The organism is Clostridium sp. 1001271st1 H5 (assembly GCF_005845215.1).
In the GTDB taxonomy this organism is placed as follows: Bacteria; Bacillota; Clostridia; order Lachnospirales; family Lachnospiraceae; genus Enterocloster.
Genome location: NZ_SPHO01000002.1, coordinates 81,399 through 96,097 on the forward strand (window position 1 = coordinate 81,399; position 14,699 = coordinate 96,097).

Here is a 14,699-nt window from a genome sequence, read left to right on the forward strand (position 1 = left end):
AGCCAAAACCAAGGCTGAGAAGGCTAAAGCAGAGAAAAATAAAGCGGAAAAAACCGATATGGTAAGGGCGGATTCAGTCCCCATTGATTTTGCTGCGGACCCTACGAATTATGTTAACCGCGAGCTGAGCTGGCTGGAATTCAACTACCGTGTTCTCAGCGAATCCAGGGACAAGAGTATCCCTCTCTTTGAGCGCCTTAAGTTCCTGAGCATAACCGCCTCCAACCTGGACGAGTTTTATATGGTCCGGGTGGCCTCCTTAAAGGACATGGTACATGCAAAGTATACCAAGCCCGACATCGCAGGACTGACGCCCCAGGAGCAGCTGGACCGAATCAGCGAGAGGACCCATGAGCTGGTGGAGATGCAGTATTCCACCTATAACCGTTCCCTGGTGCCTACCTTAAGACAGAACGGGCTGCGAATCATAACAGAGCATGAGGACATGACAGGGGAAGAGGCGGCATATGCGGACGAGTACTTTAAGAAGAATGTATATCCGGTTCTGACGCCCATGGCCTTTGATTCCTCCAGGCCCTTCCCGCTGATACGCAACAAGACCCTGAACATTGCCGCACTTTTGAAAAAGAAGAGTGGCGAGGATGAGGAACTGGAGTTCGCCATGGTGCAGGTTCCCTCGGTCATTTCCAGGATTGTGGAGCTGCCCAGGGAGATAGACGAGGACGGCAAGGAGCAGAGGGTGGTCATCCTTCTGGAGGAAATCATAGAGCGGAACATGCCTTCATTGTTCCTCAATTATGATATTGTGGCCTCCCATCCATTCCGCATCATGAGGAACGCCGACCTTACCATAGATGAGGAGGAGGCTGTGGACCTGCTGGAGGAAATCCAAAAGCAGCTCAAGAAACGTCAGTGGGGCGAGGCCATCCGCCTGGAAATCGAGGATAATGTGGATAAGCGCCTCCTTAAAATCCTCCGGAAGGAACTGTCCATCAACAGCCAGGATATCTTTGAGATTAACGGTCCCCTGGACCTGACATTCCTTATGAAGATGTACGGACTGGAGGGCTTTGAACTGTTCAAGGCGCCCCGGTATGTGCCCCAGCCCGTGCCGGCCCTTATGAATGAGGATGATATATTCACCAATATCAGAAAGGGCGATATCCTGCTTCATCATCCATATCAGAGCTTTGACCCGGTGGTAAACTTTGTGCGCAGCGCGGCAAGGGACCCCGAGGTCCTGGCCATCAAGCAGACCCTGTACCGGGTCAGCGGAAATTCGCCTATTATTGCGGCTCTTGCAGAGGCGGCGGACAATGGCAAGCAGGTGTCTGTGCTGGTGGAGCTGAAAGCCCGTTTTGACGAGGAGAACAATATCAACTGGGCAAAGATGCTTGAGAAGGCGGGATGCCATGTAATATATGGGCTGGTGGGCCTTAAGACCCACAGCAAGATTACCCTGGTGGTAAGGATGGAGGAAGACGGAATCCGCCGCTACGTACATCTGGGCACAGGCAACTACAATGATTCCACAGCCAAGCTCTACACGGACTGCGGCATACTTACCTGCAATCCCCAGATAGGAGAGGACGCCACTGCCGTGTTCAACATGCTGTCCGGTTATTCCGAGCCGCTGGCCTGGAATAAGCTGTCCGTTGCGCCGCTGTGGCTCAGGGGCAGGTTCCTGCGGATGATACGCAGGGAGGCGGAACATGCCAGGGAAGGAAGACCCGCCCACATCATGGCCAAGATGAATTCCCTGTGTGACAAGGAAATCATCACCGCCCTGTATGAAGCTTCCTGCGCAGGCGTCAGGGTGGAGATGATTATCCGCGGCATCTGCTGCCTTAAAGCAGGCGTGCCGGGACTCAGTGAAAACATATCCGTGCGCTCCATTGTGGGCAATTTCCTGGAGCACAGCCGCATCTTTTATTTCTTTAATGACGGAAGCCCTGAGGTATATATGGGCAGCGCGGACTGGATGCCCAGAAACTTAGACCGCAGGGTGGAAATTATGTTCCCGGTGGAAGATGATGTGTTAAGGGAAAAGGTTATCCATATCCTGGAGGTGGAGTTGGAGGACAATGTAAAGGCCCATATCCTGCAGCCGGACGGCAGCTACGAGAAGGAAGACAAGCGGGGCAAGGTCCTGGTTAATTCCCAGGAACAGTTCTGCCGCGAGGCCGTCCTTATGGCTCAGGAGTCCGCAGATGGGGAGGACCCGGCCAGAAGCAGGGTGTTTAAACCGGTTATGAGCAGTAATTAGAAAACTATGCCGCAAAGCGGGACGCGCTTTGCGGCATAGTTGTTTTCCGTTCAGCCGGCGCAGCCCGCTGTGTTTATGACAGTGAATCCAACTGCTCAACCGCCTGGTCAATCCTCTGTATCTCATCTGCGGTCAGCTGCCATGCCATGGCGGCCGTATTTTCAACCGCCTCCCTGGCATTCCTGACACCGGTCAGGGATGTGTTGATAAAGCTGTGCTGGACGGTCCAGTTGATTGTTACCTGTGCAACAGGCACCTGGCGCTTCAGGGCGATTTCATCCAGCACCCCGACCAGCTTCATAACCCGGGAGAATTTTGGCTCCACAAAGAAATCGTAGAAACCCAGACGCGCATCCCCGGGCTCAAAGTGGGGAAGCTCCCGGATGGACCCGGTAAGGATGCCGGCTCCCAGGGAACCGTAACCCATGGTGGCAACACCTTTCCCGTGATACTTCTTTAATAATTGTTCCTGGCTTCTGTTAACCATGGAATATGGGAACTGGATTACATCCAGCACACCCAGGGTGTACAATTGTTCAAGGTCATTATCTTCAAAATTGGAAATGCCGGAGAAACGTATTTTGCCGGCTTTTTTAAGTTCCTTTAATGTATCAGCTGTTTCTTCCAGGGGTGTATTGACATCGGGCCAGTGAATCAGGTAGATATCAATATAATCCGTCTGCAGGCGCATCAGGGACTCGTCAATCTGTTTCATGATGCTGTCATGGCTGCTGTCACGGACAGCGCCCTTCTTAAAATTCTTTGGCCCTTCCTCCCAGCGGATACCGCATTTGGTCAGCAGGGTGACCTGGCTGCGTTTTCCGGATGCCAGAGCCTTTCCCACAATTGTCTCTGAAGCCCCTCTTCCATAAGTAGGCGCCGTATCAATGAAGTTGACACCGCAGTCTATCATGGTATGTATGGCCTCAATTGCATCCTTCTCATCCACGGGTCCCATATCTTTTCCGCCCAGGGCCCAGGTTCCTACTGAGATTTCCGATAACTCCAAACCGGTACTTCCAAATTTCTTGTAGCGCATCTGTAAATCCTCCTTCTATAAATTGTATTTATATTATATCTTAAATAGAAACTAAAAGCAACAAAATAGAACATTTAAATTGACAAAAGCAATACAATATTTTAAGATAGTATATAGAAGGAGGGACAAATATGTTACGATTGCTGTGTACGGCGGAATTTGATGACGGATGGACAGAAAAATTCAGGAAACTGGTGGACATGGACAGGGTTGGGTTCAGCCTGGACAAGGACCCGAAAAAGCGGATGGGAAAGGAACAAATCACAAAAGCTCTTAAGGGATACGATATCCATATATCAGGATACGAAAAACTGTCGGAGGAAGTACTGTACCAATGCCCTGATTTAAAGCTTATACTGAGTGTACGGGACGGGCCCGAGGAAAATATAGATATTCAGGCGTGTACCAGGCTGGGAATACCGGTTTTGTTCAGCAGCGGCCGCTGTGAACGCTCGGTGCCTGAATTTACATTTCTGGCAATGATGATGATGGCAAAGCCGGTGCTGTCAGCAACCCATGTGTTCCGGACGGAAAAGTGGACGGAGAAGAATGATTTGAGGCTCAGGAGAATCAATGAGTCCTCCACGGAACTGTCAGGAAAAACAGTGGGAATCGTGGGACTGGGAAGAAATGGGATGGGGCTGGCCGCCAGATGCAGGGCTTTTCAGATGCATGTGGTAGGTTATGACCCCTATGTGGATAAAAAGCGCTCCGATGCATTGCAGATTGAATTGACAGCATTGGAAACGCTGTTTTCCGTATCCGATTATATCGTATTAATGGCCCGGGTTACAGATGAAACAAGGCATATGATAGACAGAAAGCTTCTGGGAATGATGAAACAGGACGCGTGTCTGGTCAATACGGCCAGGGCTGCCCTGGTGGACAGCCAGGCGCTGGAGGATGCGCTTAAAGAGGGGAGAATCAGGGCTGCTCTTGACGTGTTTGACCAGGAACCCCTTCCGGAAGACTCGGCTCTGTACACGATTCCCCGGGAACGTCTTCTGCTGACGCCCCATCTGGCCGGGGTCAGTGTGGAACGGATTGTATATCAGTCAGAAAAATTGTACCAGGCCCTGGCTCTTTATCTGGGCGGCCAGCTGCCGCCCAACATTGCAAACAGGGAAGTGTTTGACAGAGCTGTTTTCAGGGACCGTGGAGGCATCCTGTACGGATGCATGCATAAGACTGCCTGAAATACAAGGCCGGTCCTTACAAATCATATGGAATGACAGATAAGAGAACACCGCATCAGCGTCCTTGTTACGGGAGCGATGCGGTGTTATTTTACAGACTTTGTTATTTATGGCCTTTGCACTTTATATGAATAAGGAATCACATTGGTCAGTATGTCGTTCTGCTGGTATTCCACAATATCGCCGGTGGATGAATATATGGTGCTGGTGGTGTGGAGCAGAGGCGTGCGGATGGGTACCTTTAAAAGTTCCGACTGGTTTTTTGAGACAGTGCCCGTGGTCACCACCTGTACTGTTTTGACGATTTTTATCTGGTAATCGGATTCCATGATTTCATACAGGGAATGGTCTGTCAGCAGCCACGGATTGAACTGCGGAAAAAAGGATTCAATCAGATAGAGATGCTGAATGTTAAAGGGTACTTCATCAGCATACCTGAGGCGCAGGATTTCCAGCAGCGGTGTGTTCACTTCGCAGTTCAGGGCATGGCCCAGCTTACTGTCCGCGTTGATTCGCGAAAAAGACAGTATTTTAGAGCTGGGCTTTATTCCGGATTTGACCATTTCCTGGAACAGGCTGTAAGGCCGGTCAAACCCGGTGTCAAATTTGGAATAGACCACATAGACCCCTTTGTTTGAATGGCGTTCCAGAAGACCCTCGGCAATCAGTTCATCAATGGATTTGCGCAGGGTGGTGCGGCTGATGTCGTATAAACTGCAGAGCCACTTTTCATTTGGAAGCCTTTCGTTGTATTTATATGTTCCGTTTAATATCTTATTCCGGATATCCTGTACAATCTGAGAATACAGGGGAAGTGAACCATTAGAAGCTGTTTTCATATAATCCCTATTCCTTATAATCCATATTCTTACATGGGTTGTGTGCCGAAAAGTTCCATTTGTTCCCTGGCTATGCCGATTACTGTATTTAATGCCCTGTCAAAGAGGTTTACATAACGGCAGCGGCCATCTGTCTCATCAATCATCTTGCGCATGGAGGCAATGGTTGCCAGGGACATACCGGTGAAGAAGTTGATTTTGTTGATTCCGCCAGCCACTGCTTTTCTGAAGTCGCTTTCAGGAAGTCCGCTGCCTCCGTGCATGACAAGGGGAACATCCACCATGCTTTTAATTTTGGCGAGCCGCTCAAAATCAAGGTTGGGTTTGCCTTTATAAACGCCGTGGACCGTTCCAAAGGCAATGGCCAGTGCATCGATTCCGGTTGCCTCTACAAATGCAACCGCATCCTCAGGCCTGGTAAACAGGTCCTCCTTTGCCACACTGCCCTCCACGCTGCCCTCCGGGGCCGCCACATGGCCGATTTCGGCCTCCACGCTGACGCCGCAGGCATGGGCGACTTTGACCACCTGCCGGGTCTTTTCGATATTCTCTTCAAACGGCAGCTTGGAGCCGTCAAACATAACAGAGGAGCAGCCTGCATGAATGGCACGGTAGCATTCCTCAACGGATGCGCCGTGGTCCAGGTGGTAACAGATGGGCGCTTTGGCCTTTTTAATCCGGCTCAGGTTAAAATCCAGGAATGCGTCAGCCTCCTGGCGGTCAAAGGCAAATCCGGGAAGCATCAGGATAACTGGAAGACCGGTCTGCTCGGCTGCCTCAATGATGCCTTCCGTCAGGGTAAAATCCATGGTATCAAAGGCAGCTACCGCATAGTTTTTTTCGTTAGCAGGTGCAAGAATTTCTTTTAAGGTTACAAGTGACATAATTTTCCTCCTTTATTTTAAAGCATGGGCAGAGTTTTGTCAAACTCCCCGCCATGTGGTCTTGGGCTATTTGAAGAGCTGGTAAATGCGAATCAGGTCCTCGGTACTCAGTTTCATGAAGTTTCCAGCCATGCCGTCAGGCCCCCGGCGCACCGTGGAGCACAGGGCCGGTATATCCTCCTCCTTCACACCCAGTTCGCTGTAATGTACCGGAATGCCTACGGACACATAAAACTGCTTCTGCCGTTCGATTCCTTCCAGTATCATGCCTTCCACATCATAGGCATCGTATTCCATTTCCCATACCCTGTTAAAGTAGCGGGCAAAACGGCGTGTATCTGCTTTGTACACATATTTCATCCATCCCGGCGTCACACAGGCAACCCCGGCGCCGTGGGCACTGTCGTACATGCCCCCTATTTCAGACTGTATGCCATGGACCGTTCCTTCTGTGACACGCCCTACTCCGCAGCTGTCATTATGGGCCAATACACTGGCCCAGAGAAGCTGTGCCCTGGCATTGTAATTTTCCGGTTCCTTAAGGGCAATGGGAAGATACTTGATAACGGTGCGGAAGATACTCTCACCCAGATTGTCGGTCAGATAATTATCCTCGCCCCTTGTAAAGTACCGTTCATGGACATGCGCCATAATGTCCACGGCTCCGCACGCAGTCTGAAACGCAGGAAGGGTATAGCTTAATTCCGGATTCATGAGGGCGAAAACAGGACGAATCCTGTCATCGTTCAGGGAACGTTTTAATATACCATTGGTCATGACGCAGCTGAAGGAACCCTCGCTGCCTGTTCCGGCAATAGTCGGAAGGGCGCCCACCGGAAGGGTTGCATGGACGGGTGTTTTTTTGAGAAAATACTCATCCCATACATTTTCCTCAGTAAGGGCTGCCACACCTATGTATTTAGCAGTGTCAATGACGCTGCCGCCGCCTACTGCAAGCAGGAAATCCACATGCTCCTCCTTAACAACAGCAACCCCTTTATCACCGGTCTCAATGGTGGGATTGGGCTTAATGCCCTTAAAATCCACATAAGGGATTCCAGCCTGGTCAAGGGAAGCAAAAATCTTGTTTATTAAGGCTGTCTCAAACTCAAAATCAGTACCATAATGAAGCACCATCACCTTGCTGGCGCCGTACTGGGAAATATAGTTCCCCACATTCATTTCTTCGCCCTTCCCGAATATGAAGCGGGTGGGACTGTAAAACATAAAATTGTTCATAAAAACTCCTTTCGCTATATATTAAATTATTAAGTATTGCTCAATTGCCCTGGCCACCCCATCCTCATCATTTCTTCCAATGATATGGGCGGCGGCGCAGCGTACCTCCGGTTCTCCGTTTGCCACAACAAATGAATTGGGGCAGTTCTGAATCATCCTTAAGTCATTCCGGTCATTTCCAAATACATATACCTGGTCCATGGACATGCCGTAATAGTCTGCAATGAACTGGATTCCGGACCATTTGTCCACGCCGGGATGTACGATATCAAATGAATCAGGGGTGGAACGGATACAGGAGAGGGCGCCGGTGTGTTCAAAGTAAGACAGGACCAATTTGTGCTCCTGCCGGGAATGAATCAGCAGTGACAGCCGTTCGGCCCCTGATTCCAATAGGGGACGGGCCTGGTCCGGGGAACGCACCACTGTAATGGGAACCGGTGGAAAGCCAGCCTTTACCAGCCCCATATTATAATCCCTATACCGTGCCAGCCGCGTGGGCGTGTCTGCCGTGTAGATGGCATCCGTGTAAAAAACCGCCCAGTCCATATGATGGAAAAAACAAAACTTCAGGAATTCCCACGCCGCTTCAGGGGGAAGGCAGGTCTGGCGGAGTATGGTTTTGTTCAGGCTGATATTGGCCGCATTATTGGATATCAGGGGGGTATCCAGACCCAGTTCATGAGTGTAGAGCCGGACCATGGACGCCGGGCGTCCCGATGCAATACAGGGAATGCCACCGGATTGTTCCAGTTTTTTTATCGCGCTTAGGCTGTAGGCGGATATTCTGCGGCTGTTATCCAGCAGGGTCCCGTCCAGGTCTATAAAAACCAATTTTTTGTCTGGTTTCATATGAATGCTCCCGGATTAATATCCCAGCAGCAGGCCGCCGGTCATATCCACGCATGTTCCTACGGCCAGCTCACATTTATCGCTGGCCAGAAACGCCACCATGGTTCCGATTTCCCATGGCTCCCCCACCCGTTTTAAGGGAACCCTTTCCACCCGCTGGTTGAATTCATCGCGGTTTGTCTCATACTGTGTTTTTAGTGTATTAGCCATTACAAAACCCGGCATGACGCCGTTGACATGTATTCCATATTCAGTCAGGTCCACGGCCAGGGAGTGGGTCAGCCCTGTTTCACCGGATTTGTTGCACACATAGCAGACGCGTCCTTTTGTGGTGGAGGTACAGGATGCTTTGGAGAGTATGTTTACAATCCATCCTCTTCTTTTAGCAGGTATTACCCTGCGCGCAAACTCCCTTGACATCAGGAACTGTCCGGTTAGATTGTCGTTTAAACACTGGTTCCAGTCCTCCAGTGTGATATCGGTAAACTTCTTGGAAACACCGCGGCCCGCATTATTCACCAGAATATCAACCTGGCCGAAATTCTGAATGGCGCAGTCAAATATGGCTGCCACATCCTCTTCCTTTCCCACATCCCCCTGTACGGCCGCTGTCCTGATTCCATAGTGCTCTGAAAGGTAGCCGGCAAATTCCAGGCAGGCTTCTCTGTTGCGGTGGTAATTGATAACCAGGTTGGCGCCTTCCTGCGCAAACACTTCACTGATTCCGGCTCCGATTCCCTTGGAACCGCCGGATATGATGACTGTTTTTCCTTTATGGCCTAAATCCATGTATAACCTCCTCTTGTATTTTGTTTGTCTGTTAATGATTCTACCTATATTGTATCTAATTTGTCCTTTTTGTCAATATAAAATTAAATCAATTTGCAAAAAGTATATTGACAAATTGAATCACATGCATTATGGTATAGACATACAAATAAAACAAAATTACACAAAAAAATGCTTAAGGAGGTGCGAGATTTAATGAGTAATGTAGTAATGACAAGGGTTGATGCCAGGCTGATTCACGGTCAGGTAGCGGTGCGCTGGACAAAGGTCCTGCAGGCCAAGAAGATTGTGGTGGTTGACAACAAGTCGGCAGCTGACGATTTTCTGACAGAGCTGCTGCTTCTGGCAGCCCCCCAGGGTGTCACGGTCCAGGTAATGGATGAGGCAAAGGCGCTGGAGGAATGGAAAAAGGACGGATATGGGGAACAGAACACCATTATTATTTTCCAGAACATTGACACGGCCAAGCGGTGTTATGACCAGGGGCTGAATTACACATCCATCAACATAGGACAGGTACCCAAGATGGCGGACAGGCCATACCACGCAAACAATACCTGCCACCTGAGTGAGGTGGAGCTGAATGCCCTGAAAGGACTGAACGGAGACGGCGTAAGGGTCTATTTCCATCCCACGCCGGAGGACAAGCTGGTTGAATTTGAAGCTGCATATAAGAAGCTGAAGGGATAATAGAGACAATCGTATCTTGAATCTGAAGGGATAATGATTTGCAAAATGTGATGGAGGGGAAAGAATGGAATTATCAGTTTTACATTGCTTTTTGATAGCTGTATGGTATTGGGTCATAAACTGTGATTTAGGTAATCTGGGAAGGGCGTTGATGAACCCCTGTTTAAACGGCGTGCTGTTCGGACTGGTTTTCGGGGATGTGGTAACCGGCACGATTATCGGCGCAACCATTAATATTATGTACATATCAATCGCTGCAGTGGGCGCCAACATGCCGGCAGACGATTCGCTGGCAGCCTGTGTGGCCATACCGGTTGCACTGACCTCGGGTCTGGACCCGGCAACCGCAGTTCTTCTGGCAACTCCTTTTGGTATCCTTGGCACGTTTATGGACAACGCGAGAAGAATGGTAAACGGCTACTGGAACCGCAAGGCGCACAGGGATGCACAGGCCCTTAACTTTAAGGGAATCACCATGGACGGCACGATTTATCCGTTCCTGACACAGTTCATAGTACGTGTCCCCATTGTCTTTGCCATCATGCTGGGCGTCAGCAGAGGCACCACAGCCATTCTTGACGTGGTACCCCAGTGGCTGCTTACCGGCCTGTCCGTGGTAGGCGGCATTCTTCCGGGATTCGGACTTGTACTCTGCGCAACCTTTATCGGAAAGAAGAATTTCCTTCCCTTCTTTGCACTGGGCTTTTTCTCCATGAAGATATTTGGCTTTACCACCCTGGTTGCTGCTGTGTTCGGCATTATCCTGGCAATTGTATATGTGCAGCTGGCTTATCCGAAGCAGGAGGGGGAGGAACCCTTTGATATGTCTATTTTTAAGAAAAAGGGCGGTTTTGAAGGCGCCCTTACAAAACGGGACTGCCACAGGACTGCGTGGAGGGTCATGCTGGGGCACCGGTTCGGCAACAGCCTGGAAGCCATGTATGGTACCGGCGTGGGCTATGCCATGATGCCTGCCCTGAGAAAGCTGTATAAGGGAAAGGATGAGGAACTGAAAGAAGCAATGGACCGCCACCTGCTTCCGTATATATCTGAGATGTCCCTTGGAAACTGTATCATGGGTGCCGCCCTGGCTATGGAAGAGGAGATTGCAGCAGGTTCAGAAGGAATTGACGGTGACGATGTGATTACCCTTAAGTCGTCCCTGATGGGGCCCTTTGCAGGCTTTGGTGATTCCCTGCTCTGGTCTACCTATGCGCCTGTTGTCAGGACTGTATTTATCCCGTTTGCATTGGGCGGCTCCGTACTGGCCGGACTTCTCATGGAGCCATTCATCCGTTTCAGCGCATGTCTGGCAAGTATCTGGTCCTTTGACCTGGGTTATAAGATGGGTAAACGTTCCCTGATAGCCCTGCTCAGAGGCGGCTGGATGAAGAAGCTTATGGCGGGCGCCGGTGTCATGGGAATGTTCATGCTGGGAGCCATGGGCTCCAGCTATTGCAAGCTGAATCTGGCGCTTTCCATTGCAAGTGAGACCCTGGGCGGCGCGATTTCCATTCAGGAAAAGCTGGACGGCATCCTGCCCGGACTGCTTCCGTTTATCCTGATGATGGGTGTGTATTCCTACTTTGAAAAAGGCGGTAAGTATTTAAGGCTGATTATCATTACGCTGGTGGCCTGTCTTGCAGGAGCGTTCCTGGGTATTGTATAAGACAGCAGCTGTTATGGGACAGTGGGGGGATGCCTGAATCCGCGTCCCCTTACCATCCCCTGAAAATGGAGGAGATTATTATGTTAGTCAATATGTGCGATATTTTAAGAAAATCAAGGGAAGGCAAATATGGTGTGGTGGCTCCTAATATATGCAATGAGGATACTGCCAGGGCAGCCATAGAGGTGGCTGAGGAGAACCGTGCGCCCCTGATTCTGGATGTAATCTTTAATGTAAATCCCGATATCCCCCTTTTTGCCGATATATGCGGGAAGCTGGCCGGGAAGGCATCGGTTCCCGTGGCGCTGAATCTGGACCACGGCGGATGCTTTGAGCACGCCATGATTGCGCTGCGGGCAGGTTTTTCCTCCATTATGGTGGACCGTTCAAGCCTTCCCTATGAGGAGAATGTGGCGGAGGTTGCGGAACTGGTTAAAATCGCCCACGCAGTAGGTGTCAGCGTGGAGGCGGAATTAGGACATGTGGGAAGCGGAGAGCAGTATGACGCGGACCGCAATGCAGGGCTGACCGACCCGGGACAGGCAAAGGCCTATGTGGAGGCAACAGGCATAGACGCACTGGCAATTGCAATCGGAACAGCCCACGGAAAATATGTGGGCACACCCTATCTGGATTTTGAACTTCTGGAAAAAATATACAACGAAGTGGAGATACCCCTGGTACTTCACGGAGGCTCAGGCTCAGGAGATGAGAACCTGGCCAGGGCCACAAGCATGGGCATCACCAAGGTTAACATAGGAACAGACCTGTTCCAGGCAGGAATTGATAATCTGCTGGCGCATCACAGTGAAATCAAAAGGGCTCATCTGGGATATCAGCTGATGGCAGACGGATACAAGGCAAAACTGCTTCACTATATGAAATTATTTAATCAGTGCGGTAAGGCATAGAAAGGAGGATATATGGAACAGCAGGTACCGGCAATACTGGTCATTTCCCACGGATTTTTCTGCAGGGAGCTGGTTAACTCCGTCAAGATGGTATTTGGGGATGTTGCCAGGCTGGACAGCCTTCCCCTGGAGGAGGGAATGGACCCGGAAACGTATGAGGAACAGCTGAATCAGCTGATTGACTCTTATGACGGAAATGTATTTGTATGTGTGGATATTATGGGCGGCACACCCTTTAAATCCCTTGCAAAGGCAGCCCGTACACGATGCTTATATGGGGTTGCGGGGGTCAGCATGCCCATGCTGATAGAGGTATTATCAGACCGTGACCAGATGGATAAAAAGAAACTGGCTGCACAGGCTGCTTCTGTCTGCAGGGATATGGTAATGGATCTCACGGAGTATATGGAGAAGATGCACAGGATTGGATTAGGGGAATAGACAGTAAGGAGGCACCATGGATTTAGGTTTAAAAGGAAAAGTTGCGATTGTGACCGGAGGCGGACGGGGTATCGGCAAAGGCTGCAGTACGGTCCTGGCCCAGGAGGGATGCAGCCTGGCAATTGCCGACCTGGCCCATGACGGGGACACAAGGGCCTATATGGACGGGCTTGTGAAGCAATATGGGGTGGATGTGCTGGAGCTGAACGCAGATGTCAGCGATGAAAACCAGATTGATATGATTTTCCAGGCTGCACTGGAGCATTTCGGCAGAGTGGATATCCTGATTAACAATGCGGGCAGGGGCGCCATCCGCAAGCCGTTCCACCAGCTCACCACAGAGGAATGGAGGTCGGTACAGGAGATTACGCTTAACAGCCAGTTCTTTATGAGCCGCAAATTTGTAAAATACTGCCGGGATAATGACCGTCCTGGCAGCATAGTCAATGTACTGTCCAAGTCTGCATTTACCACAAACAGCAAGGACAATACCACATACATCAGCGCCAAAATGGGCGCATACGGACTTACCAAGGGTATTGCCAATGAAATGGCTCCCTACGGTATCCGGGTCAACGGAATTGTGCCCGGCTATGTACAGACAGAGCGTACATATCCGGACGGGGATGCAAGGACAGAACGGATGCGTGCGCTGCTTCCCACAGGAAAATTCACCCTGCCCATTGAGATTGGACAGGTTGCCGCATTCCTGTGTTCGGACTGCTCGTCGCAGATTATTGGGGCAGCCATAGACTGTTCCGGCGGAACAATGCTCTAAAAACCCGCCATATCATATGGAAGGCAGGTATTTTTGCAAAATAATTGTTGATTGTATCTCGTTCCACCAATATAATATAATTAATTATTATGCAAAAGTTTGGGAGGGGGGTATATCGATGAAAAATCTCAATGTTTCAATGCCTTTATATTATCAGATTGTTTCCGATATCAAGGCTAAAATTGAGGAGGGCATACTTGCTCCCGGCGATAAGCTGCCAACTGAGAACTCACTGAGTAAGACCTATCAGGTAAGCAGGGTTACGGTGCGCAACGCATTGAATGCGCTGGTTGAAACAAAGCTGGTGGAGCGCCAGCCAAACAGGGGATACTTTGTGGCAAAGCTGCGGGAGGGCGTCACATCCCATAAGGGATTCAGCCTTTATGATGATTTGGTGGCAGCGGGTTACACCCCCGGCTCCAAGATTCTTTCAATGACAACAGAGAGCTGCGGTTCACGCCTGGCAAGCATCTTTGGCTGCGCTCCCGAGGATTTGGTGATTGTCATCCACAGAATACGGCTTGCGGACCAGGTTCCCTTTGCAGAGGAAGTGAATTATCTGCCGTCGTGGCTCTTTGAGGGAATCAATCCCTGGGAGATGGAAACAAAGTCCCTGATAGAAATCATGGAAACCCAGTTTGGGGTAAAGATTGCATATTCCATGCAGACATTGAAGGCCAAGGTTCCCACAAAGGAGCAGAAGGAAGTATTGAACCTGACAACCAATGCGCCCCAGCTGTCCATACGCAGTAAGGTCTATGATAAGAGCGGGAAGGTTGTAAAATACACAAAGGTATTTTTCAGAACCGATATTGTGGAGTATAGTTTCGTCTGGACCGTATAGTACGTTAAAAAACGGAGGTTTGGACATGGTAGAACAAAATGTAACGATTATAAATAAGACAGGCCTGCATGCAAGACCCGCCAATGGTCTTGTCAGCCTGGTCAAGAAATACGGCAGCAGAATCAGCCTAATCAGGGATAATAAGACTGCCAATGCAAAAAGCATCATCAATGTGCTGACCCTGGATTTAAATCAGGGAGCCCAGGTGCTGGTCCGGGCTGAAGGCGAGGATGAGCAAGAGGCTCTTGAGGCGGTTGTCACGTATCTGGCTGAGCTGGCAGAATAATCTGGAGGAGGACCA

Annotated in this window: 15 protein-coding genes; 9 read left to right on the forward strand and 6 right to left on the reverse strand. The window is 50.1% G+C overall.

Translation table 11 applies throughout. From position 1 onward, the window contains the following. Positions 1 to 58 precede the first annotated feature (58 nt). On the forward strand, positions 59 to 2,227 hold the full coding sequence (locus FGS84_RS03605) for an RNA degradosome polyphosphate kinase (protein ID WP_347563789.1): 2,169 nt from the start codon (positions 59 to 61) through the stop codon (positions 2,225 to 2,227). 73 nt (positions 2,228 to 2,300) lie between these two features. On the opposite strand, the gene FGS84_RS03610 is transcribed toward FGS84_RS03605, so the two are convergent. Continuing rightward, complete coding sequence (locus FGS84_RS03610) at positions 2,301 to 3,266, reverse strand: aldo/keto reductase (RefSeq protein WP_138306317.1); 966 nt, start codon at positions 3,264 to 3,266, stop codon at positions 2,301 to 2,303. 131 nt (positions 3,267 to 3,397) lie between these two features. Between FGS84_RS03610 and FGS84_RS03615 the strand changes: the two genes are divergently transcribed. Continuing rightward, on the forward strand, positions 3,398 to 4,462 hold the full coding sequence (locus tag FGS84_RS03615) for an NAD(P)-dependent oxidoreductase (protein ID WP_138306318.1): 1,065 nt from the start codon (positions 3,398 to 3,400) through the stop codon (positions 4,460 to 4,462). A gap of 107 nt (positions 4,463 to 4,569) precedes the next feature. Here FGS84_RS03615 and FGS84_RS03620 read toward each other — a convergent pair whose 3' ends face one another. The 5 genes from FGS84_RS03620 to FGS84_RS03640 form a co-directional block, all read right to left on the reverse strand. Next, entirely contained in the window at positions 4,570 to 5,301 is a 732-nt protein-coding gene (locus tag FGS84_RS03620) for a GntR family transcriptional regulator (protein ID WP_138306319.1), read from the reverse strand. Positions 5,302 to 5,330: 29 nt separating this feature from the next. Then, positions 5,331 to 6,185: a class II fructose-bisphosphate aldolase gene (locus FGS84_RS03625; protein ID WP_138306320.1), complete on the reverse strand. Its 855-nt coding sequence runs from the start codon at positions 6,183 to 6,185 to the stop codon at positions 5,331 to 5,333. Positions 6,186 to 6,251: 66 nt separating this feature from the next. Continuing rightward, entirely contained in the window at positions 6,252 to 7,424 is a 1,173-nt protein-coding gene (locus tag FGS84_RS03630) for an iron-containing alcohol dehydrogenase (protein ID WP_138306321.1), read from the reverse strand. 21 nt (positions 7,425 to 7,445) lie between these two features. Next, positions 7,446 to 8,276 (reverse strand): HAD family hydrolase, encoded by an 831-nt coding sequence (locus FGS84_RS03635; RefSeq protein ID WP_138306322.1) that lies wholly within the window; start codon positions 8,274 to 8,276, stop codon positions 7,446 to 7,448. Positions 8,277 to 8,291: 15 nt separating this feature from the next. Continuing rightward, complete coding sequence (locus tag FGS84_RS03640) at positions 8,292 to 9,065, reverse strand: SDR family oxidoreductase (RefSeq protein ID WP_138306323.1); 774 nt, start codon at positions 9,063 to 9,065, stop codon at positions 8,292 to 8,294. Between the two features lie 195 nt (positions 9,066 to 9,260). On the opposite strand from FGS84_RS03640, the gene FGS84_RS03645 reads away from it, so the two are divergent. From FGS84_RS03645 to FGS84_RS03675, 7 genes are all read left to right on the forward strand, one after another. Beyond that, the gene (locus FGS84_RS03645) at positions 9,261 to 9,755 is read left to right on the forward strand and encodes a PTS sugar transporter subunit IIB (protein ID WP_138306324.1); all 495 of its coding nucleotides are present in this window, start codon (positions 9,261 to 9,263) and stop codon (positions 9,753 to 9,755) included. Between the two features lie 91 nt (positions 9,756 to 9,846). Continuing rightward, positions 9,847 to 11,424, forward strand: coding sequence for a PTS system mannose/fructose/sorbose family transporter subunit IID (locus tag FGS84_RS03650; RefSeq protein ID WP_243129847.1), 1,578 nt, complete (start codon positions 9,847 to 9,849; stop codon positions 11,422 to 11,424). 80 nt (positions 11,425 to 11,504) lie between these two features. After that, the gene (locus FGS84_RS03655; protein WP_138306326.1) at positions 11,505 to 12,335 is read left to right on the forward strand and encodes a class II fructose-bisphosphate aldolase; all 831 of its coding nucleotides are present in this window, start codon (positions 11,505 to 11,507) and stop codon (positions 12,333 to 12,335) included. A 12-nt stretch (positions 12,336 to 12,347) separates the two neighbouring features. Then, positions 12,348 to 12,776 (forward strand): hypothetical protein, encoded by a 429-nt coding sequence (locus FGS84_RS03660; RefSeq protein ID WP_138306327.1) that lies wholly within the window; start codon positions 12,348 to 12,350, stop codon positions 12,774 to 12,776. Positions 12,777 to 12,792: 16 nt separating this feature from the next. Beyond that, entirely contained in the window at positions 12,793 to 13,554 is a 762-nt protein-coding gene (locus FGS84_RS03665; protein ID WP_138306328.1) for an SDR family oxidoreductase, read from the forward strand. 118 nt (positions 13,555 to 13,672) lie between these two features. Beyond that, positions 13,673 to 14,398, forward strand: coding sequence for a GntR family transcriptional regulator (locus FGS84_RS03670; protein WP_138306329.1), 726 nt, complete (start codon positions 13,673 to 13,675; stop codon positions 14,396 to 14,398). 25 nt (positions 14,399 to 14,423) lie between these two features. Continuing rightward, positions 14,424 to 14,684, forward strand: coding sequence for an HPr family phosphocarrier protein (locus FGS84_RS03675; protein ID WP_138306330.1), 261 nt, complete (start codon positions 14,424 to 14,426; stop codon positions 14,682 to 14,684). Positions 14,685 to 14,699: the final 15 nt, after the last annotated feature.